The 19,222-nt window shown below is 67.3% G+C and carries 16 protein-coding genes and 1 tRNA gene; 8 read left to right on the forward strand and 9 right to left on the reverse strand.

Translation table 11 applies throughout. The features are described from left to right. Positions 1 to 6 precede the first annotated feature (6 nt). Positions 7 to 1,164, forward strand: a complete 1,158-nt coding sequence (locus tag QFZ69_RS05720; protein ID WP_306916263.1) for an NAD(P)-dependent alcohol dehydrogenase — start codon at positions 7 to 9, stop codon at positions 1,162 to 1,164. Continuing rightward, positions 1,161 to 1,589 (forward strand): HIT family protein, encoded by a 429-nt coding sequence (locus QFZ69_RS05725; protein ID WP_306916265.1) that lies wholly within the window; start codon positions 1,161 to 1,163, stop codon positions 1,587 to 1,589. The genes QFZ69_RS05720 and QFZ69_RS05725 overlap by 4 nt, the downstream gene beginning before the upstream one ends. Positions 1,590 to 1,654: 65 nt before the next feature. Here QFZ69_RS05725 and hrpA read toward each other — a convergent pair whose 3' ends face one another. Further along, entirely contained in the window at positions 1,655 to 5,680 is a 4,026-nt protein-coding gene (gene hrpA / locus QFZ69_RS05730; RefSeq protein ID WP_306916268.1) for an ATP-dependent RNA helicase HrpA, read from the reverse strand. A 145-nt stretch (positions 5,681 to 5,825) separates the two neighbouring features. Beyond that, complete coding sequence (locus QFZ69_RS05735; protein ID WP_306916271.1) at positions 5,826 to 5,993, reverse strand: hypothetical protein; 168 nt, start codon at positions 5,991 to 5,993, stop codon at positions 5,826 to 5,828. Between the two features lie 81 nt (positions 5,994 to 6,074). Here QFZ69_RS05735 and QFZ69_RS05740 point away from each other — a divergent pair, with 81 nt between their 5' ends. Further along, complete coding sequence (locus QFZ69_RS05740) at positions 6,075 to 7,043, forward strand: GlxA family transcriptional regulator (protein ID WP_306916273.1); 969 nt, start codon at positions 6,075 to 6,077, stop codon at positions 7,041 to 7,043. On the opposite strand, the gene QFZ69_RS05745 is transcribed toward QFZ69_RS05740, so the two are convergent. Both QFZ69_RS05745 and QFZ69_RS05750 read right to left on the reverse strand, forming a co-directional pair. Continuing rightward, a complete protein-coding gene (locus tag QFZ69_RS05745) occupies positions 7,040 to 7,396 on the reverse strand; it encodes a protealysin inhibitor emfourin (RefSeq protein ID WP_306916275.1) in 357 nt (118 codons plus the stop codon). The two genes, QFZ69_RS05740 and QFZ69_RS05745, sit on opposite strands and share 4 nt — an antisense overlap. 119 nt (positions 7,397 to 7,515) lie before the next feature. After that, positions 7,516 to 8,559, reverse strand: a complete 1,044-nt coding sequence (locus tag QFZ69_RS05750; protein WP_306916277.1) for a M4 family metallopeptidase — start codon at positions 8,557 to 8,559, stop codon at positions 7,516 to 7,518. 188 nt (positions 8,560 to 8,747) lie between these two features. On the opposite strand from QFZ69_RS05750, the gene QFZ69_RS05755 reads away from it, so the two are divergent. Next, positions 8,748 to 9,203 carry an SRPBCC domain-containing protein gene (locus QFZ69_RS05755; protein ID WP_306916279.1) on the forward strand — a complete coding sequence of 152 codons (456 nt, stop codon included), beginning with the start codon at positions 8,748 to 8,750 and terminating at the stop codon, positions 9,201 to 9,203. 64 nt (positions 9,204 to 9,267) lie between these two features. On the opposite strand, the gene yidC is transcribed toward QFZ69_RS05755, so the two are convergent. The 5 genes from yidC to QFZ69_RS05780 form a co-directional block, all read right to left on the reverse strand. After that, on the reverse strand, positions 9,268 to 10,059 hold the full coding sequence (gene yidC, locus QFZ69_RS05760; protein ID WP_306919607.1) for a membrane protein insertase YidC: 792 nt from the start codon (positions 10,057 to 10,059) through the stop codon (positions 9,268 to 9,270). Positions 10,060 to 10,248: 189 nt separating this feature from the next. Next, positions 10,249 to 10,321 (reverse strand) — tRNA-Arg (locus QFZ69_RS05765). A 112-nt stretch (positions 10,322 to 10,433) separates the two neighbouring features. Then, complete coding sequence (locus tag QFZ69_RS05770) at positions 10,434 to 11,981, reverse strand: FAD-dependent oxidoreductase (RefSeq protein ID WP_306916281.1); 1,548 nt, start codon at positions 11,979 to 11,981, stop codon at positions 10,434 to 10,436. Then, a complete protein-coding gene (locus QFZ69_RS05775; RefSeq protein WP_306916282.1) occupies positions 11,978 to 12,850 on the reverse strand; it encodes an FAD:protein FMN transferase in 873 nt (290 codons plus the stop codon). Before QFZ69_RS05775 ends, QFZ69_RS05770 begins: the two co-directional genes overlap by 4 nt. A gap of 32 nt (positions 12,851 to 12,882) precedes the next feature. Next, positions 12,883 to 13,326, reverse strand: coding sequence for a hypothetical protein (locus QFZ69_RS05780; RefSeq protein WP_306916284.1), 444 nt, complete (start codon positions 13,324 to 13,326; stop codon positions 12,883 to 12,885). A 299-nt stretch (positions 13,327 to 13,625) separates the two neighbouring features. On the opposite strand from QFZ69_RS05780, the gene argS reads away from it, so the two are divergent. The 4 genes from argS to thrC are packed head-to-tail and all read left to right on the forward strand — an operon-like array spanning position 13,626 to position 19,222. Continuing rightward, the gene (gene argS / locus QFZ69_RS05785) at positions 13,626 to 15,290 is read left to right on the forward strand and encodes an arginine--tRNA ligase (RefSeq protein WP_306916286.1); all 1,665 of its coding nucleotides are present in this window, start codon (positions 13,626 to 13,628) and stop codon (positions 15,288 to 15,290) included. Between the two features lie 5 nt (positions 15,291 to 15,295). Then, positions 15,296 to 16,798, forward strand: a complete 1,503-nt coding sequence (lysA, locus tag QFZ69_RS05790; RefSeq protein WP_306919608.1) for a diaminopimelate decarboxylase — start codon at positions 15,296 to 15,298, stop codon at positions 16,796 to 16,798. Then, a complete protein-coding gene (locus tag QFZ69_RS05795; protein ID WP_306916289.1) occupies positions 16,799 to 18,115 on the forward strand; it encodes a homoserine dehydrogenase in 1,317 nt (438 codons plus the stop codon). Beyond that, the gene (gene thrC, locus QFZ69_RS05800; RefSeq protein ID WP_306916291.1) at positions 18,116 to 19,222 is read left to right on the forward strand and encodes a threonine synthase; all 1,107 of its coding nucleotides are present in this window, start codon (positions 18,116 to 18,118) and stop codon (positions 19,220 to 19,222) included. It abuts the gene before it with no gap.

Genomic DNA, 19,222 nt, shown 5'->3' on the forward strand with positions numbered 1-19,222 from the left:
CGAGGCATGACTCCCGGAAGCCCCGTACCGCCGCCCCTCGCGAAGCCGCTGCCCACTGTCGACATCCCGTCCGAGGCTTACCACGCGCCCCGCCTCGCCGCCGCCTATGGCGCCACCTCCAGTGACAGCGGACTTGTTCCGCTGACCATCACCCGGCGTGCGCCCAAGGAAGACGATGTCGAGATCGCCATTGAGTTCTGTGGACTGTGCCATTCCGACGTCCACGCCACCCGCGGTGAGTGGGGCACCCAGAGCTACCCGCTGGTTCCCGGCCATGAAATAGTCGGGCGCGTGACCCGCGTGGGCTCCGCCGTCGACGACTTCACGCCGGGGGAGCGAGTGGGCGTCGGCTGCATGGTCGATTCCTGCCGGCAGTGCGACAGCTGCCTGGACGGGCTGGAGCAGTACTGCGAAAACGGCATGGTCGGGACGTACGGCGCAAAGGACCGCCGCAACTCGGACAGCATCACGCAGGGTGGCTACGCCAGCTCCATCGTGGTGGACCGCCGCTACGTGCTGCGGGTCCCGGAAAGCCTTGACCCGGCCGCCGCGGCTCCGCTGCTCTGCGCCGGCGTCACCACCTTCTCGCCGTTGCGCCACTACGAGGTCGAGGAGGGCGACGTCGTCGGGGTTGTCGGGCTGGGCGGGCTCGGGCACATGGCGGTCAAGCTCGCCAAAGCGATGGGCGCCGAAGTCAAGGTCTTCACCACTTCCGAGGCAAAGTTTGCCGCGGCCCGCGAGCTCGGTGCCGATGACGTGATTTTGTCCAGCGATGCGGCCGCGATGGAGGCCGCGAACCGGAGCATCGACGTCATCATCGACACGGTCGCGGCGCCGCACGACCTGAACCCCTATTTCCGCACCCTGCGCGTCGACGGGGCACTGTTCCAGCTCGGTCTGCCCTCGGAGGACATGCCCCCGGTGAACCCTCGGGCCCTGATCCGGCGCCGGATCGCGTACGCCGGATCGCTGATCGGCGGGATCGCCGAGACCCAGGAGATGCTGGACTTCTGCGCCGAACACGGCGTGGTGTCCGATGTCGAGGTGGTCCGGGCGGATCAGCTCAATGAGGCCTATGACCGGATCGTGGCCGGTGACGTGAAGTACCGTTTTGTACTGGACGCCAGCACCCTGGGGTCACCTTCGGAAAGGGCGGATGTATGAGCACTCTCTTCACCAGGATTATCAACGGCGAGATCCCCGGCCGGTTCGTCTGGCGCGAGGACGATGTGGCGGCCTTCCTGACGGCGGCCCCGTTGGCCGACGGCCACACGCTCGTCGTACCCACTCAGGAAGTGGACCGCTGGACGGACGCTCCCCCGGAACTGCTCACACGCGTCATGGAGGTGGCCCAAAAAATCGGCGCCGTCCAGGTCGACGTCTTTGACGCCGCCCGGGCCGGACTGATCGTGGCGGGCTACGAAATCAACCACCTCCACGTGCACGTCTGGCCGTCCAACACGATGGCCGACTTCGACTTCGGATCGGCGGACCAGCACCCCGAGCCCGCGAAGCTTGATGCCAATGCGGAGAAACTCCGCGAAGGCCTCCGGAACGCCGGCTTCGCGGCGCACGTCCCGGACGCCTGATTCCAGCCGGCACCACCGGTAGCGGCAACTTTCACTGGCGCCGGTCTGCACGCCCTGACGGGACGTCAGACCGGCGCCAGCGCCTTGTTGAGCACTGCCCGGATCCGTTTTTCCGACACCGAATACGCCGTTCCCAGTTCGACGGCGAACAGGCTCACCCGGAGCTCCTCGAGCATCCAGCGGACCTGGGTTAACTCGGCACCGGCCCGCCGTCCTGGCAGCAGGGCGGACACGGCGTCGTCGTAGTCGTCTTCCAAGGCCTGGACCGCTGCCATCTGCTGGGCATCCCGCTGCACATTAGTCGGAAGCTTCTCGAGGCGCTTCTCGATGGCGGCGAGGTAGCGCGGCAACTGGCTCAGCTGGGCGTAGCCCGTGCGTGCCACAAAGCCGGGGTAGACGAGCTGCTCGAGCTGGCTCTTGATGTCATTGAGCGCGCTGATCAGGGCCAGGCTCGTGGTTCCCTTCAGCTGCTTTTCAATCCGCCGGGTGCTTGCCAGGATGCGCTCCACGACGGCGGTGACGGTGAAGACTGTGTCGATGAGTTCGGCGCGGACCTTCTCATACAGGGCCTTGAACGATGCCTCATCCCAGGGCAATTCCGCGGGCGTGAGCTTATCGATGGCGGCGAGGGCGCAATCGGCGATCAGGGCCGACACGGAACCGTGCGGGTTCTGGCTGAAGGTCAGCTTCTCGGTGTTGTTCAGGTGCTCCAGGACGTAACGGTCCGGCGGCGGGACTTTGAGGGCGAGCAGGCGGATGACGCCGCCGCGCATGGCCTGCTCCTGTTCCGCGCTGGTCTGGAAGAGCCGCAGGGCAACGGAGCTGCCCTCGTCGACGAGCGCCGGGTAGCCGGTGACGGTGTGACCCGTGACGATGCCCTGGACCTGGCGCTGCACGGCGCCGAAAGTCCACTCGGTGAGACCGGACTTCTCCGTGAATCCGGTGGAGGCGGCGGCGTCTGCCCCGGACGCCGCGACGGCTCCGCTGGCAGGCCCAGCGTCATTGACCTGTCCGCCCTTTCCGGCCGCTTTCGCCACAGCCTTGGGCGCCGTGGTCCCCGGGGTGGCACCGAGCGATTCGGCGATCGCCCGGCGGGTGGCCGGGGCCAGCCGCTCCTGGAGCGCCGAGAGGTCCTTGTCCTCGTCCAGTACCTTCCCGCGTGAGTCCACGACCCGGAAGCTGACCCGCAGGTGCGGTGGCACGGCGTCCCAGTTCCAGGAATGCGGCGGGATGACCTGGCCCCGGATGCGGCGGAGGACCAACTCCAGCGAGGGCTCCAGTTCATCGGTGGCCGGATCGAAGCCGGCCTCCAGCGCTGCCACGGCCTGGCGCGCAACATCCGGGGCGGGAACAAAGTTCTTGCGCACTTGCTTGGGCAGTGACTTGATCAGGGCAGTGACAAGTTCCACGCGCTGACCCGGAATGAGCCAGCGGAAGGCGGCGTCGTCGAGCTGGTTCAGGAAGAGCACCGGAACCTCGGCGGTGACGCCGTCGGACGGGTTTGGCGGCGAGCCGGGGGCCACCGGGTGGAACTCGTAAGTCAGGGGCAGCTCGAAGCCCTTGTGCAGCAAGGTCTGCGGGTAGGCCGAATCGTCGAGGGCGTCGGCGTCTTCGCTGATCAGCAGTGCCTGGTCGAAGTCCAGCAGCGTAGGGTCCTGCTGACGCGCTTCCTTCCACCACTTGTCGAAGTGCCGTTCGGAGACGACCTCCTTGCCGATCCGGGCATCGTAGAACTCGAACAGCGCCTCGTCGTCCACCAGGATGTCCCGACGCCGCATCCGCGCCTCGAGTTCCTCGATCTCGTGGAGCAGGGCGCGGTTCCGGTGGAAGAACTTGTGGTGGGTCTGCCAGTCACCTTCGACGAGGGCATGCCGGATGAAGAGCTCGCGGCTCAGCTCCGGATCCACTCTGCCGTAGTTGATGCGCCGGCTCGGGATGATCGGCACACCATACAGCGTGACCTTCTCATGGGCCATCACGGAGCCCATCTTCTTGGACCAGTGCGGTTCGCTGTAGCTGCGCTTGACCAGGTCCGGGGCCACCTGCTCCACCCAGAGCGGATCGAACTTCGCGGCGACGCGGGCCCACAGCCGGCTCGTCTCGACCAGTTCCGCGGCCATCACGAACGTGGGGGACTTCTTGAACAGCGCCGAGCCCGGGAAAACCGCGAAGCGGCTGCCGCGGGCGCCGGCGTACTCGCGCTTGCGTTCGTCGAGGATGCCGATGTGGCTCAGCAGGCCCGAGAGCAGGCTGATGTGAATGCTCTCGTGCTTGCCTACCGGGTCGGCCAGACGGGTGTTGTCTAGGCTGATGCCGAGCGGGCGGGCGAGCTGGCGCAGCTGGGCGAACAGGTCCTGCCACTCCCGGACGCGCAGATAGTTGATGAACTCGGTACGGCAGAGCCTGCGGAACTGGGTCGAGGAGAGCTCCTGCTGCTTTTCCTGGATGTAGTTCCACAGGTTCAGGAAGCCGGTGAAGTCGGAATTCTCGTCCCGGAAACGCGCGTGCTTCTCCGCGGCGAGCTGCTGCTTGTCCGTCGGGCGCTCGCGGGGGTCCTGGATGGTCAGGGCTGCCGCGAGAATCATGACTTCACGGACGCAGCCGCGCCGGCCGGACTCCACGATCATCCGGCCGAGCCTCGGGTCCACGGGCAGCTGGGCAAGCTGCTGTCCGACGGCGGTCAGCCCGCCACCGTTTCTTCCGGCAGCAGCGCCGGCCGGCCGGCGGCCGGGGCGTCCGCCGCCGTCGTCCGCCTGTTCCTGCGGCCGCGCGACGGTGAGGGCGCCGAGTTCGCGGAGGAGGGTGACGCCGTCGTTGATGGCCCGCGGGTCCGGCGGTTCCACGAACGGGAAGTTCTCGACATCCTTGGGGCCGCGGGCCACGCCCATGGCGGTCATCTGCAGGATGACGGCGGCAAGGTTGGTGCGCAGGATCTCGGGGTCGGTGAAGAGCGGCCGGGACTCGAAGTCCTCTTCCGAATAGAGCCGGATGGCGATGCCGTCCGACACGCGGCCGCAGCGGCCGGAGCGCTGGTTCGCGGAGGCCTGGGAAACCCGCTCGATCGGCAGGCGCTGGACCTTGGTCCGGTGCGAGTAGCGCGAGATGCGGGCGGTGCCGGTATCGATGACGTACTTGATGCCGGGGACCGTGAGCGAGGTTTCGGCGACGTTGGTGGCCAGCACAACGCGGCGCTTGTTGCCCGGGTGGAAGACTTTGTGCTGCTCCTGCAGGCTCAGCCGGGCAAAGAGCGGGAGCACCTCGGTGCCGGCGAGCCGCCGGTTGGACTGGATCCTGCCGTTGAGCGCCTCGGCGGCGTCGCGGATTTCCCGTTCGCCGGAGAAGAAGATCAGGATGTCGCCGGGGGCTTCGAGCGCGAGTTCGTCGACGGCGTCGCACACCGCGTCCAGCGGATCGCGGTCCTCTTCCAGCTCGTCGTCGGAGGCGGGGATTCCCTCTTCGCCGGCCGCGGATCCACCGGCGGGCTGGGAGAGCGGCCGGTAGCGGATCTCGACGGGGTAGGTGCGTCCGGAGACCTCGATGATCGGCGACGGCTCCTCTTCGCTGCCGAAGTGCTTGGCGAAACGCTGCGGATCAATCGTCGCGGAGGTGATGATGATTTTGAGGTCCGGCCGCTGCGGCAGAATGCGCTTGAGGTAGCCGAGGATGAAGTCGATATTGAGGCTGCGCTCGTGGGCTTCGTCGATGATGATGGCGTTGTACTTGCGCAGCAGCTTGTCGCGCTGGATCTCGGCGAGCAGGATGCCGTCGGTCATGAGCTTGACCCTGGTGTTACGGCTGACCTCGCCGGTGAACCGGACCTGGAAGCCCACTTCCTGGCCGATCTCGACGCCGAGTTCCTCCGCAATGCGTTCGGCCACCGTGCGCGCCGCAAGCCGCCGCGGCTGGGTATGGCCGATCAAGCCGTTCTCGCCGAGGCCCAGCTCCAGGCACATCTTGGGGATCTGGGTGGTCTTACCGGAACCGGTCTCGCCGGCGATGATGGTGACCTGGTTGGCCGCGATGGCGGCCATCAGGTCCTCGCGGCGCTCGGAAACCGGCAGCTCGGCGGGGTAGGAAATATGCAGTGTCATGGCTGGCAATAGTCTACTGGGCTTGCCGACGGCGACGGCCGCCGCGCCGCCGGCGATGCCCCGGACATAACGTTGCCCGGACCCTTGGGGGGCCGGGCAACTGGCGGTGGGGTCCGGACCGGCCGGACTATTTCGGGAGCGGTGCTCAGAAGATCCGCAGGGTGTAGTTGGTGCTGGGAAGATCCAGAGCGGTCCAGGCATCCTCCGAGCGGACGGGCGGGTTGTGGCCCCGGCCATCACTACGAAGGACCGAGACGGTGGCTGAAAGGCCGACGATGATCAGGATGATGAGTGCTATTCCGAGGAGTTCCATGCCTCCATGGTTCTCTTGTCGGCGAGGCAAAAGAAGTGGCAGAAATGCCCAAAAAGGTAAAAATTCTGCCATCATAGATACATGATCAATTCAGTGGCGATGATCGTGGTTCCCAACTTCTCGATCTTCGAGTTTGCAACCGCCTTCGAGGTCTTCGGCATCGACCGTTCGGCCCGTGGAAGCGGGGTCCCCGCGTTCGACTTCCGCGTCTGCGCCCCGGATCCCGGCGACATTCCGCTCAAATCCGGGCTGACGATGCACGTGGGCCTGGGGCTGGAAGCCGCCGCCGACGCCGATCTGGTGATCATGACCCCCTACGGGCGCGACGACGACCTGCCCGAATCCGTCCTGGACACCTTGCGCGCCGCTCACGCCCGCGGCGCCTGGGTGATGTCGATCTGCTCCGGTGCCTTTGCCCTGGCCAGGGCGGGCCTGCTCGATGGCCGCCGCTGCACCACCCACTGGCACTACTCGCAGGAGCTCGCCAGCCAGTATCCCGCTGCGCTGGTGGATGAAAACGTCCTCTACGTCGAGGACAGCCGGATCATTACGAGCGCAGGCACGGCCGCCGGCATCGACGCGTGCCTGCATCTGGTCCGGGTGGAATTCGGCGCGAACGTGGCGGCGGGCATTGCCCGGGACATGGTGGTTCCGCCGCACCGCGACGGCGGTCAGGCGCAGTTTATCGACCGGCCGATCCCGGCCTGCGGCTCCGAACCCATGGAGGAACTGCTGCAGTGGATGGTCCGGCACCTGGAAGAGGATCATTCCGTCAACGAACTCGCCGCCCGGGTCCACATGTCACCCCGGACCTTCGCCCGGCGGTTCCGGTCCGAGACGGGCGCAACTCCCGCCGCCTGGCTCAACTCGCAGCGCGTCCTGCGGGCCCAGGAACTGCTCGAGACCACGGACCTCAACATTGACGAGATCGCCCGGGAATCCGGCTTCGGTCACTCCGTGCTGCTGCGCCACCACTTCGCGAAGGTGCTGGACACCAGCCCGCAGTCCTACCGGCGCACCTTCCGGGGGCAGCTGGTCGAGGCAGTTTAAGTCCCCGGATCCAGCAAACTGCCCGACGGCGGCGGCCGGCCGCCCGGCAGCGACATGCCGGGGTCTGGGGGCGTTGACTCCGCGGCGGCCCGGGCGTGATCGACGAGTTCCCGCCATGGTCCCGTGACGGCCTGCTCCGGCAGGGTGGCCCGGCGCTGGCCGGCGCGGATGCTGTACAGGAAGCGGTCAGGCTGAGTCCCGGCAGCTTCACGGGCGGTCTTAGGAGCTTCGTCCCAGGGGCAGGCCTCAACGAGCGGCTGCCAGAGGTCCTTATCCTCCGGGGGCGTGGCCAGCACGGACCAGGTCCGCGTCATTCCTGCGATGCCGCTACTGCGCTGGACCGTGATTTTCATGGAACTCGCATTTTCAGAAATCCGGGATTCTCATGGGACTGGGGACCTTCACTTGATGGTGAGGGCATCGTTCCTGGGCCGGAACGCCGCCGGCCGTTCGCCGGGCCGGCGGCGAACCGTCAAAGCTTTACCTTCACAGTTTCCCACGCCGAGCGTACGGCGTCATGCTCTTTCGATTCGGCTCCGAAGAGTTCCGCGGCGGAGGCTGCGGTGGCCCTGGCGAACACGCGGAAGGTCGCATTCGGCGCCAGCGTGCCGCCCGTCAGCGTCTCGTACCAGATCTGCGCCGGTGCATCCCAGGCGTTGCCGCCGAGGGCCGTCGCCACCAGGCAGAACGCGCGGTTGGGAATGCCCGAGTTGATGTGCACGCCGCCGCTGTCGGCGCTCGTGCGGACGTAGTCGTCCATCGAATCCGGTTGGGGATCCTTGCCGAGCACGTCGTCGTCGTATGCCGTGCCCGGTGCCTTCATGGAGCGCAGGGCCTTTCCCTGGACCCGATCCGTAAACAGACCCTCGCCGATCAGCCAGCTGGCTTCCGACGTCGATTGCTTCCGCACATGTTGCTCAACCAGCGCTCCGAAAACGTCGGACATGGACTCGTTGAGGGCGCCGGCCTGGTTCCGGTAGACCAGGCCGGCAGAGTACTGTGTCACGCCATGGGCCAGCTCGTGGCCGATGACGCTGAGGGACTTCGTGAACCGCTCGAAGATCTGCCCGTCGCCGTCGCCGAAGACCATTTGCCGGCCGTCCCAGAAGGCGTTGTCATACAGGCGGCCAAAGTGGACGGTGGCAACGAGGGGAAGTCCGCGGCCGTCGATGGAGTTGCGGCCGAACGCCTCGGCGTAGAGCCGGTGCGTGTGCCCGAGTCCGTCGTAGGCCTCATCGGCCGCGGGATCGCCGGTGGCCGGCTCGCCCTCTTTGCGCACCACGGTGCCGGGCAGCTGTTCGGAGAATTTCGCATCATAGACCGTGCGGTCGGGCGCTGCGGGCTTGAGTCCGCGCATGCCCGGGGGAGTAGCGGGGGCGGGAGCGGTCCGGGACGACTGAAAGCTCTTGACATGCAGCAGCGCTTCCCGCGCGGCACGGGCAGCCTCGGAGAGCGCCGGTTCATGCTGCGCCGCCAGCCGGCGCAGCAGGTACGGAGGAATGATGGAGCAGTACATGTGAGACCCCTTTGTGCTTCGGCGGGGTCACTGGCAGTACGGCGTCCGGTTCGGGGTCCGCTGCCGGCCGCCGGTAACCCCGCTGCCGATGCTGACAGCCTACGAGCGGGCTGCGACATTTGGCAGCGGCGGTCCCGGCGCGGCGGCCGCCCCTGTTCCGATTCGCTGGGCCGGACGTAGAATCGCGCATGGAAAAGTTGCAGTATTCGGTGCAGATCAACGCTCCCGCGCAGGATGTGTGGACCACGATGCTGGACGAGGCCAGCTACCGGGAATGGACCAGCGTATTCAACAGCGGTTCCTACTATGAAGGCGGCTGGGACAAGGGCGGCGAAATCCGGTTCCTGGGTCCGGACGACGACGGCAAGCTCGGCGGGATGATCGCGACCGTTGAGGAGAACAGACCGCATGAGTTCATCTCCCTTCGCTACACGGGCCAGATAGTCGACGGTGTGGACGACACCACGAGCGATGCCGCGAAGTCCTTCATCGGGGCCCACGAAAGCTATGCCTTCAAGGAAGCGGACGGCGTAACCACCGTGGAGGTGGAACTCGACAGCGAGGATGAGTTCGTCGCCGAGTTCAACGCAGCCTGGCCATTGGCCTTGGCCAGGCTCAAGGACCTTGCCGAGTCCCGGAGCTGAGTTACGGAGCTGAGCTGAGGCCCGGAGCCGAGGCGACGGCATCCTGCTGCCCTGCGGCCGCCTCTCATGGCGCCCGCGGGTCAAGGACGAATTGCTGCGCCATGGTCCACAGGTTGGTGGTGGTCCAGTAGATCAAGACCCCGATGGGGAAGATGATGCCGCCCACGCCGAAGACGATCGGCAGGATGTAGAGCAACATCTTTTGCTGCACCATGAATGGGCCGGCCACGGCCTGATCGGACATGTTCTTTGCCATGATGTGCTTCTGGGTGATGAATTGCGCTGCCGTCATGGCCAGGATCATCAGAATGGTCAGCACGGTCACGCTGGCGGGATTCCCGCCGCTACCGTGGAGCAGGGACGCGGACAGCGGGGCGCCGAAGATGCTCGACTCCTCGAACTGCACCACCTGCTCATGGCTCATCGCCCCGATGCCCTGGCCCCGCCCGGCAGCCGTCGCAATGCCTGAGAGCACGGTAAAGAGCGCGAAGAAGAACGGCACCTGGATCAGCAGGGGAAGGCAGGCCGAAAACGGGTTGGTGCCGTGCTTCTTGTACAGGGCCATCTGTTCCTGGGCCATGGCCTGCCTCGACAGCGGGTCGGACTTTCCCTTGTACTTGTCCTGCAGTTCCTTCAGGTCCGGCTGCAGCAGCCGCATGCGGCGCTGGGCCTTGACCTGTTTCAGGTATACGGGAATCAGCGTGGCACGGATGACCAGCACCAGGCCGATGATGGCGAGGGTCCAGGTCCAGCCGCTGGCCGCCGGCATGCCGATGCTGAGGGCATCATGAAGTCCCACCATGATGGCCGATACGAGCCACTGGAACGGAAACAGAATCTCGTTAACGACGTCCATACGGTGCCCCCGTTCGCCGGGCCGCAGTGCGGCCTTTTCCATTCAGTATGACTTTTCCGTTCAGTATGAGCACTCAAGTACCTCCCGTACGCGCCAGGGTGATTGGCGGGGGATGCCATGGACGGTTGCACCGTGCAGCAAACACAAAAGAACCCCTAGAATCCACTGGATTCTAGGGGTTCTTGGCTGTGCCCTCGATTGGAATCGAACCAACGACCTTCTGCTCCGGAGGCAGACGCTCTATCCCCTGAGCTACGAGGGCAATCAGGGACCCTGCCGTTACCGGCGGGACGTCCTAGAGCTTAGCAGGAAGGTGGCCTCCAAGGGAAAACCGACGGGTCTGTGTCGCCCGATCGGCCAGTCCGCCGGCGCCTTCAGTAGCCCGCAAAGGAGTCCACGTGGACCTTCCGTGCGCCGGCCGCCCGCGCGGCGACGCGGAGCGAGCGGACGCTCGCCGGCGAACCGGACACCAGGACGGTGCGGGCCGCGATGTCCGGCACGAGCGCTTTCAGCGCCTTCCCGTCGATCCTGCCGGACCCTGCGTCCTGCATGAACGACGGCGGGGCCGAGCCGTCCGCGAGACGGGCCAGGATCCGGGCGCCGGAGCGTTCCAGTTCCTCGGTGTAGGCGAGCTCCGCGGCGTTTTTGGCAAGATACAGCAGGACGACATCCCTCTCCCGGGCCGCCCCCGCGGCAAGCTGGGCCAGGAAAGGAGTGATGCCGATGCCGGCGGCAATCAACAGCACCGGCGACGCGGGATCCCGGGGCAGGACGAAATCCCCGCCCACGGTCGTGGCGGTGAGTTCGGCGCCCCGTTCCAGGGTCAGCAGGGAACGTTTGGCCGATGACAGCGGCTCGGCCGTTCCGACCCCGATCCTCAGCAGCGGGGAACCGGGTGCGCTGGTCAGGCTGAAGACCCGGCGCCGGCCCTTTCCATCGTGCTTGCCGTCGGCCTTGTCGGCGGGCAGATGCAGTTCCAGGTACTGGCCGGGGCTGAAGCGGACGGGACGTTCCGGCTGGAAGCTGAATTCCGTCGTCGTCGGCGTCAACGGCCGGGCGCCCTCGAAGCGGAGCCGGACGCCGCCGCGCTGGCCTACGGCGAACGCGAGGGCGTTACCCACCAGCAACGCCAGCTCGGGGGAATTGGCGACGAAGCCCAGGTTGTAGGGGATGGCGAACAGCAGGCCGACGACGGCGGCGAGCGCCAGCTGCTGCCAGCGCCGCGGCGGCAGCGTGAGCGGCTCCGTGAGCATGAAGCCGACGAAGAAGAGCACCGGCCGCTGGGCCAGCGGCTGCCACAGGGCCTCGCCAAGGGCAGCGCCGGACCGGAGCAGCTCCACCGTCACGATGGACACGGCGACCACGGTGAACACGGCAGCCATCAGCAGTTTCCGCACCCGGTACAGCACCAGCAGCACGCCCGGCAGCAGCAGCCACAGCATGGCGGGGGTGGCAGCCCACCAGGTGGCGATGTTCAGTCCGGTCAGCCCGGTGATGAAGGCGCCGGCCGCCGCCGGATTGAAGATATGGCGGCCACGCCAGGCCAGCGCGTACTTGGAGGCGGACGCGAGCACGCACGCCAGTGCAACGCCGGCCAGATCCAGCAGCTGCAACCCGGCGGAAAACTGCGTCGGCCAGAACAGGAAGTACAGCAGGAGGCCGGTGATCAGCGACGACTCGTTGTGCGGCTGCACGCGGAACAGGGCGGCGAGCAGGCGGTTGGAACCATAGGTCAGGCCGAGGCAGAGCGCCAGGTGCGCCAGCATCTCCGGCAGCCCGAAGGTCAGCCAGCCGAGCACGTCCAGCAACATGCTGTAGGCGGCGAGCACGGCAAGCACCCAGAGCACCAGCCGGTACATCGTGAGCCGGCCCAGTGCGGTGTCCAGCCGCGAGCCGATGGGAGTGGAGATAACGGCGGTCATGAGAACAGCACTCCTTCGAAATCGGCCGAATACTCCGCGTGCCCGTCCGAGTAGACGGCCAGCCAGGAAAACTCGAACTCCTCCCGCAACCGGGCTCCTTCAACAAAAAACAGGGCCGTGGCCAGCGCGTCTGCCAGCATCGCGCTGCCGGCCATGGCCCAGCTGGCCACAATGGTGCGCACCGGCGCCCCCGTGGTGCCGTCCAGGACATGGTGCAGCCCGTCGCCCCACGCCCGCCGGTTGGCCGCGGACGCGCACAGGGCACCCGCACCGAGCGTCACAACGCCGATGGCGCGGGAAGAGTCATAGGGATGTTCGAGGGCTACCTCAACCGGCGCGTTTCCGGGGTTCAACAGGTCCCCGCTGGCGTCGATGAAATGGTCGCTGATCCCGCTCGCGAGAAGCTCGGCGGAGAGCAGATCGGCCAGCTGACCCTTCCCGGCGGCACCGACGTCGATCACAACGGGAGCCCGGGTGGTCAGTACCGTCCCCTCCCACTCCAACACGTCCTCCCAGCGGGGGGCGGCCAGTGGAGGCCCCTCGGGGCGCAGCGAATAACCGGCACCGTAGCCGAGCTGCGCCAGGCTGCCGCCGATGAGCGGAGTCATGGCGCCATTGCTGAGCCGGTACAGCGCCCCGTAGAGCGGGCCCAGCTCGGCGGCCTCGGCAGGAAACTCATAGTTGCCCGGCTGCCGCGCTGCCCTGGAGACCAGCGAGTCCGGCCGGAAGCGGGACCAGGCGGTGTCGTAATCCGCCACGACGCCGAGAAGTCGGCGGCGGTGCCCCTCGGAAAGTGCGGAAGGCGTGGAAATCTGCCAACGGGTACCGATCCCGTCGAAACTGAAATCAGTCCAGCCCGGATGGGGCACCTGACCTCCCTTCCCGCCGCGCTTCCCGCCGGCTACGAGGCATCGGCCTTGATCTTCTCCACGGCCTGGTTGAAGCCGCCGCTGGTCAGCGAGGAACCGGCCACCTTGGCGACCTTGATCTCATCGAGTTGCTTGCCGGCGATCTGCGACTTGATGCCGCTGGCGAACTCGCCCTGGAATTTTCTGGTGTTCGGGTTGGAGGGATGCGGGGTGATCACGACATCGGACACAGACCCGCCGGCCAGCGTCAGCTGCACGCCGACCGTCTCCGTGCCGTTCGGTGACACGTAGTTGCCGTCGGCGGAGTAGATGCCGTCCTGGTAGCTGCCGGCAGCGGCTGTGGCGGGCGCCGAGGTTGCGGGCTGGGTAGCCGGCGCGGGGGCGTTCGGCGCCCCGGGGGCACAACCGGCCGCGGTCCCGGCCAGGGACAGGCCGGCGATGCCGACCAGGACGTTTTTGCGGAGGGAGGTATGCATGCCGCGACTCGTTTCGATAGTGGACCGGTTGGGCAGGAACTCAGCGGGTTGTCAGGTCCGGCCGGCTACAGGCTCTGCCGGCTACACCGAAGACAACGTTCACTTCAGCGTACTGGTTCACCTTGGACCAAAACTTGGAAAACCCTGTGAGGTTTTCCGTCCGCCGCCGGCGCAGTCTCCAGCACCGCCGCCCGCGCAGCGTCCGGGACCCGCGCCCGGCGGCTCCGGCCGGGCGGCCGCGCGCCCGCCCGGCCGGCGCGAAATTCCGCCAGACTGCGGGCCGACGGTAGGCTAGAGCCGTGACCCCAGAAGAACTCTCCCTCGCAATTTCCGCCTGCCTGAAGGACGCCGTCGCCGCCGGTGAAATCGGGCTCTCCGCATCCGACGTCCCGGATGAGGTGCGTGTGGAGCGGCCGAAGAACAGGGACCACGGAGACTGGGCCACCAACATCGCCCTCCAGCTGGCCAAGGCCGCCGGAACCAACCCGCGCGAATTCGCCGCGGTCCTCAGCGCCCGGCTGAAGTCCATCGACGGCGTCTCCGCCGTCGACATCGCCGGTCCCGGCTTCCTCAACATCACCGTGGACGCCGCCACGGCCGGTGCCCTGGCCAAGGCGATCGTCGAGGCGGGACCGGCCTACGGCACCAACGCCGCGCTCGCCGGCCACACGGTCAACATGGAATTCGTCTCCGCCAACCCCACCGGGCCGCTGCACATCGGGCATACCCGCTGGGCCGCACTGGGCGACTCGATCGCCCGCGTGCTGCGGGCCTCCGGCGCGGAGGTCACGGCCGAGTACTACGTCAACGACGCCGGCTCGCAGATGAACGTCTTCGCCCACTCGGTGCTGGCCCGGATGCACGGCCGCACCGTCCCGGAGGGCGGCTACCCGGGCGAGTACATCGCGGACCTCGGCCACGAGGTGCTGACGCGGCACCCGGACATCCGCGAACTCACCGACGTGGCCGCGCTGCCGGTCATCCGGGGCGCCGCGTACCAGGCGCAGCTGCACGACATCAAGCGGACCCTTGCGGAGTTCGGCGTCGACTTCGATGTCTACTTCTCCGAACAGGAACTCCACGACGCCGGAGCGATCGAGGACGCCGTGGCCCGGCTCCGCGAACAGGGCCACGTCTACGACGACGGCGGCGCGGTCTGGCTGCGCACCACGGACTTCGGCGACGACAAGGACCGCGTCCTGATCCGCGCGAACGGCGAGCCGACCTATTTCGCCGCCGACGCCGCGTACTACCTGTCCAAGAAGGACCGCGGCTACACCGAGAAGATCTACCTGCTCGGTGCCGACCACCACGGCTACATCAACCGGCTCAAGGCCATCGCCGCCGCCGCCGGCGACGATCCCGAGGTCAACATCGAGGTCCTGATCGGGCAGCTGGTCTCCGTCAACGGCGCCAAGCTGTCGAAGCGGGCCGGCAACATCATCGAGCTCAAGGACCTCATCTCCTGGCTGGGCAAGGACGCGGTCCGCTACTCACTGGCGCGGTTCCCGGCCGACTCGCCGCTGACCCTGGATCCGGATCTGCTCAAGAAGCACAGCAACGAGAACCCGGTGTTCTACGTCCAGTACGCCCACGCCCGGTCCCGCGGCGCGGCCCGCAACGCGGTGGCGGCCGGCGTCGAGCGCCGTGTAGATGGCAAAGACAGCTTTGACGCCTCGCTGCTGGACCATGCGACCGAAAACGAGCTGCTGTCCTACCTCGGCAGCTACCCCTCGATCGTCGCCAAGGCCGCCGAACTCCGCGAGCCGCACCGGATCGCGCGCCACCTGGAGGTCATTGCCGGCGCCTACCACCGCTGGTACGACGCGTGCCGCGTGGCGCCGCAGGGCGAGGAGCCCATCACCGACGTGAACCGTACCCGGCTGTGGCTCAACGACGCCACCAGCCAGGTATTGGCCAACGGACTCGACCTGCTGGGCGTCTCGGCGCCGGAACGGATGTGACTGCCATGACCGCGAACGCGCAGAACCCTGGAACCCCGGTAAACCCGGCCTCCCCGCTGGCCCCCGAATGGCTGCAGGTCCCCGCGGACCTGAACGCCCTGCATGAGCCCATGTGGGCTGCCGGCGTGGCACGGAACGACGACGGCGAACTCGCCCTCGACGGGATCCCGGTCAGCGAGCTCCAGCGCCAGTTCGGCACGCCGCTGTTCGTGATGAGCGAGAACGACTTCCGGGCCAGGGCACGGGCCTTTTCCGACGCGTTCAATGATGCCTTCGCCGACATCTGCGGGGGAGTGGACGTCTACTACGCCGGGAAGTCCTTCCTGTGCACCGCCGTGGTCCGCTGGGTGGAGGAGGAAGGGCTGCGCCTCGACACCGCCTCAGGCGGGGAACTCGCCGTGGCCGCGCGGGCCGGGATCCCGGGCGCCGACGTCGCGCTACACGGGAACAACAAGTCCGACGGCGAGATCCACCGCGCCCTGGATATGAGGCTGGGCCGGATCGTCGTGGACAGCCTCGCCGAACTGGACCGCGTCGCCACGATCGCGGCGGCCCGCGGTGAGAGCGCGAAGGTCATGCTGCGGCTCACGCCCGGCGTGCACGCGCACACCCACGAATTCATCGCCACGGCGCACGAGGACCAGAAGTTCGGCCTCTCCATGGCACCGGACTCCACGGAGGTGGCCGGATTGTCCGCGGCCGAAGAGGCCGTCGCGGCAGCCTCGGGGTACGAGAGTGTTGAGCTGCTGGGCCTGCACTGCCACATCGGCTCGCAGATCTTCGAGCCGGACGGCTTTGCCCTCGCGGCCGAGAAGCTGCTGGACTTCCTCGCCGCGATGCAGGCCAAGTACTCGATCGTGCTTCCGGAACTGGACCTGGGCGGCGGCTACGGCATCGCCTACACGCCCGTGGACACCCCGCGCCCCGCCGCCGAGATTGCCCAGGCCATGGCCGCCGTCGTCCGCTCCAAGTGTGCCGAGCTCGGCATCAGCGCGCCGCGGATCTCGATCGAACCGGGCCGCGCGATCGTGGGCAGCAGCACGTTCACGCTGTACGAAGTGGGCACCCTCAAGACCGTACGGGTGGACGCCCCGGCCGCCGGAACAGCAGAAACAGCCGAAACCGCACCCGAAAACGTTACGTACCCGCGCCGGTATGTGTCAGTGGACGGCGGCATGAGCGACAACGCCCGTCCGGTGCTCTATGACGCGGATTATTCGGCGATTGTGGCCTCCCGGACGTCGGACGCGGCGCCGCAGCTGTCCCGCGTGGTGGGCAAACATTGCGAGAGCGGCGACATAGTTGTTAGAGATGTATATCTGCCCGAGGACGTGGCAGCCGGTGATCTGCTCGCTGTACCGGGGACCGGCGCCTACTGCTGGGCCCTGTCAAGCAACTACAACTATCTGGCCCGGCCGGGCGTTGTCGCTGTGCGCGACGGATCTGCCCGGCTCATTGTCCGCGGGGAAACCGAACAAGATCTGCTGAACCGCGACATGGGAGTCTGAATGACCGAATTGCGAACCCTGAAAGTAGCCCTGCTGGGCTGTGGCAACGTTGGGGCCCAGGTTGCGCGGATTCTCATTGACGACGCAGGGTCGCTGGCCTCCCGCACCGGGGCCCGCCTTGAACTGAGCGGCATCGCCGTCCGCAACGTCGATGCCCCCCGCGATGTCGAACTGCCGCACGAACTGTTCACCGCCGACGCCGAGACGCTCGTCAAGGACGCCGACGTGGTGATCGAACTGATGGGCGGCATCGAACCGGCCCGCAGCCTGATCCTCAGCGCCATCCGCCACGGGGCCTGCGTGGTCACCGGCAACAAGGCCCTGCTCGCACAGGACGGTCCGACGCTGTATGAGGAGGCCGACAAGGCCGGCGTCCAGCTGTCCTACGAGGCGGCCGTGGCCGGGGCCATTCCCATCCTGCGCCCGATCCGGGACAGCCTGTCCGGCGACCGGATCACCCGCGTGCTGGGAATCGTCAACGGCACCACGAACTTCATACTGGACCAGATGGACTCCACCGGGGCCCAGTTCGCCGATGCCCTGGCCGAGGCCCAGCGGCTCGGCTACGCGGAGGCCGACCCGACGGCCGACGTCGAGGGCCATGACGCCGCCGCCAAGGCCGCCATCCTCGCCTCGCTCTCCTTCCACACCCGCTTCGCGCTTGAGGACGTCCACTGCGAGGGCATCAGTTCCGTCAGCGCGGCGGACATCGCCGCCGCGAAGGACGCCGGGTTTGTGATCAAGCTGCTGGCCATCGCCGAGAAACTGACGGACGCAGATGGCGGCACCGGGGTGTCCGTGCGCGTGCACCCCACCCTGCTGCCGCGCGAACACCCGCTCGCCGCCGTCCGCGGCGCCTTCAACGCGGTCTTCATCGAAGCTGAAAACGCCGGCGAGCTGATGTTCTACGGCCAGGGTGCCGGCGGAACCCCGACGGCGTCCGCCGTGATGGGCGACCTCGTGTCCGCTGCCCGGCGGCTGGTCCTCGGCGGCCCCGGACGCACCGAGACAACAACCGGCCACGTTCCCGCCCTGCCCATCGACGCCGCCGTCACGAGCTACTACATCGGCCTGGACGTCGCGGACCAGCCCGGCGTGCTGGCCCGGATCGCCCAGCTCTTCGCCGAGCACGGCGTCTCCATTGAAATCATGCGGCAGACCATCCACCGCGACGCTGCCTCCAACGTGGAGTCGGCAGAACTGCGGATCGTCACGCACCGCGCAAGCGAGGCTGCACTGGCAGCCACCGTCGAGGCCGTGAAGGGCCTGGACGTCATCAATTCCGTTACATCCGTACTGCGGGTAGAAGGAGTCTAAGTGGCTCACCAATGGCGCGGTGTCATCCGCGAATATGCCGAACGTCTGCCTGTCACCGGGGCCACGAAGGTCATCACCCTCGGCGAGGGTGGCACGCCGCTGGTCTACGCTCAAAAGCTCTCCGAGCTGACCGGCAGCGACGTCTACCTCAAGGTCGAGGGCATGAACCCCACCGGATCCTTCAAGGACCGCGGCATGACCATGGCCATGACGGCAGCCGTTGCCTCCGGCGCCAAGGCCGTGGTGTGCGCCTCCACCGGAAACACCTCCGCTTCCGCCGCCGCGTACGCGACGGCGGCCGGACTGCAGTGCGCGGTGCTGGTGCCCGAGGGCAAGATCTCGATGGGCAAGCTGAGCCAGGCGATCGCGCACGGCGCCACGCTGCTGCAGGTCGACGGGAACTTCGACGACTGCCTCGACATCGCCCGCAAACTCGGGGAGTCCTACCCGGTGTTCCTGGTCAACTCGGTCAACCCCGCCCGGATCGAGGGGCAGAAGACCGGCGCGTTCGAAATCGTTGATTCCCTCGGCGATGCGCCCGACATCCACGTGCTCCCGGTAGGAAACGCCGGCAACATCAGCGCGTACTGGAAGGGCTACAAGGAGTACTCCGCGCCGTTCGAGTCGGCCACCGCCGGCACCCTGGACCCGGTATCCACGAAGACCCCCGTCATGTGGGGCTTCCAGGCCGCCGGTGCGGCACCGTTCGTCGCCGGCCACCCGATCACCGAGCCCGACACCATCGCCACCGCGATACGGATCGGCAACCCGGCCTCCTGGGACACCGCCGTGGCCGCCCGGGACGAATCCAAGGGCCTGATCGAGGCCGTGACGGATGAGGAAATCCTGTCCGCCCACCGCTGGCTGTCCGCCCGTGAAGGCGTCTTCGTGGAACCCGGCTCCGCGGCCGGTGTGGCGGGGCTGATCAAGAAGCACGCCGCCGGCGAGGTCCCCGTCGGAAAGACCATCGTCATCACCGTCACGGGCCACGGCCTCAAGGACCCGCAGTGGGCGCTCCGTACCGAGGACGGCAGCGACGTTGAGCCCGTCAAGGTCTCGAACGACGTCGTTACCGTTGCCGCGGCCCTGGGACTGGAAGAAAAGTAG

This window comes from Arthrobacter sp. V1I7 (assembly GCF_030817015.1).
In the GTDB taxonomy this organism is placed as follows: domain Bacteria; phylum Actinomycetota; class Actinomycetes; order Actinomycetales; family Micrococcaceae; genus Arthrobacter.

Coding starts and splice junctions, on each gene's coding strand:
- QFZ69_RS05780 (WP_306916284.1), bottom strand. CDS start 13,326: ATGCATACCTCCCTCCGCAAAAACGTCCTGGTCGGCATCGCCGGCCTG.
- QFZ69_RS05755 (WP_306916279.1), top strand. CDS start 8,748: ATGGAAAAGTTGCAGTATTCGGTGCAGATCAACGCTCCCGCGCAGGAT.
- QFZ69_RS05745 (WP_306916275.1), bottom strand. CDS start 7,396: ATGAAAATCACGGTCCAGCGCAGTAGCGGCATCGCAGGAATGACGCGG.
- lysA (WP_306919608.1), top strand. CDS start 15,296: ATGACCGCGAACGCGCAGAACCCTGGAACCCCGGTAAACCCGGCCTCC.
- QFZ69_RS05770 (WP_306916281.1), bottom strand. CDS start 11,981: ATGACCGCCGTTATCTCCACTCCCATCGGCTCGCGGCTGGACACCGCA.
- QFZ69_RS05725 (WP_306916265.1), top strand. CDS start 1,161: ATGAGCACTCTCTTCACCAGGATTATCAACGGCGAGATCCCCGGCCGG.
- yidC (WP_306919607.1), bottom strand. CDS start 10,059: ATGGACGTCGTTAACGAGATTCTGTTTCCGTTCCAGTGGCTCGTATCG.
- hrpA (WP_306916268.1), bottom strand. CDS start 5,680: ATGACACTGCATATTTCCTACCCCGCCGAGCTGCCGGTTTCCGAGCGC.
- QFZ69_RS05735 (WP_306916271.1), bottom strand. CDS start 5,993: ATGGAACTCCTCGGAATAGCACTCATCATCCTGATCATCGTCGGCCTT.
- QFZ69_RS05720 (WP_306916263.1), top strand. CDS start 7: ATGACTCCCGGAAGCCCCGTACCGCCGCCCCTCGCGAAGCCGCTGCCC.
- QFZ69_RS05750 (WP_306916277.1), bottom strand. CDS start 8,559: ATGTACTGCTCCATCATTCCTCCGTACCTGCTGCGCCGGCTGGCGGCG.
- QFZ69_RS05795 (WP_306916289.1), top strand. CDS start 16,799: ATGACCGAATTGCGAACCCTGAAAGTAGCCCTGCTGGGCTGTGGCAAC.
- QFZ69_RS05740 (WP_306916273.1), top strand. CDS start 6,075: ATGATCAATTCAGTGGCGATGATCGTGGTTCCCAACTTCTCGATCTTC.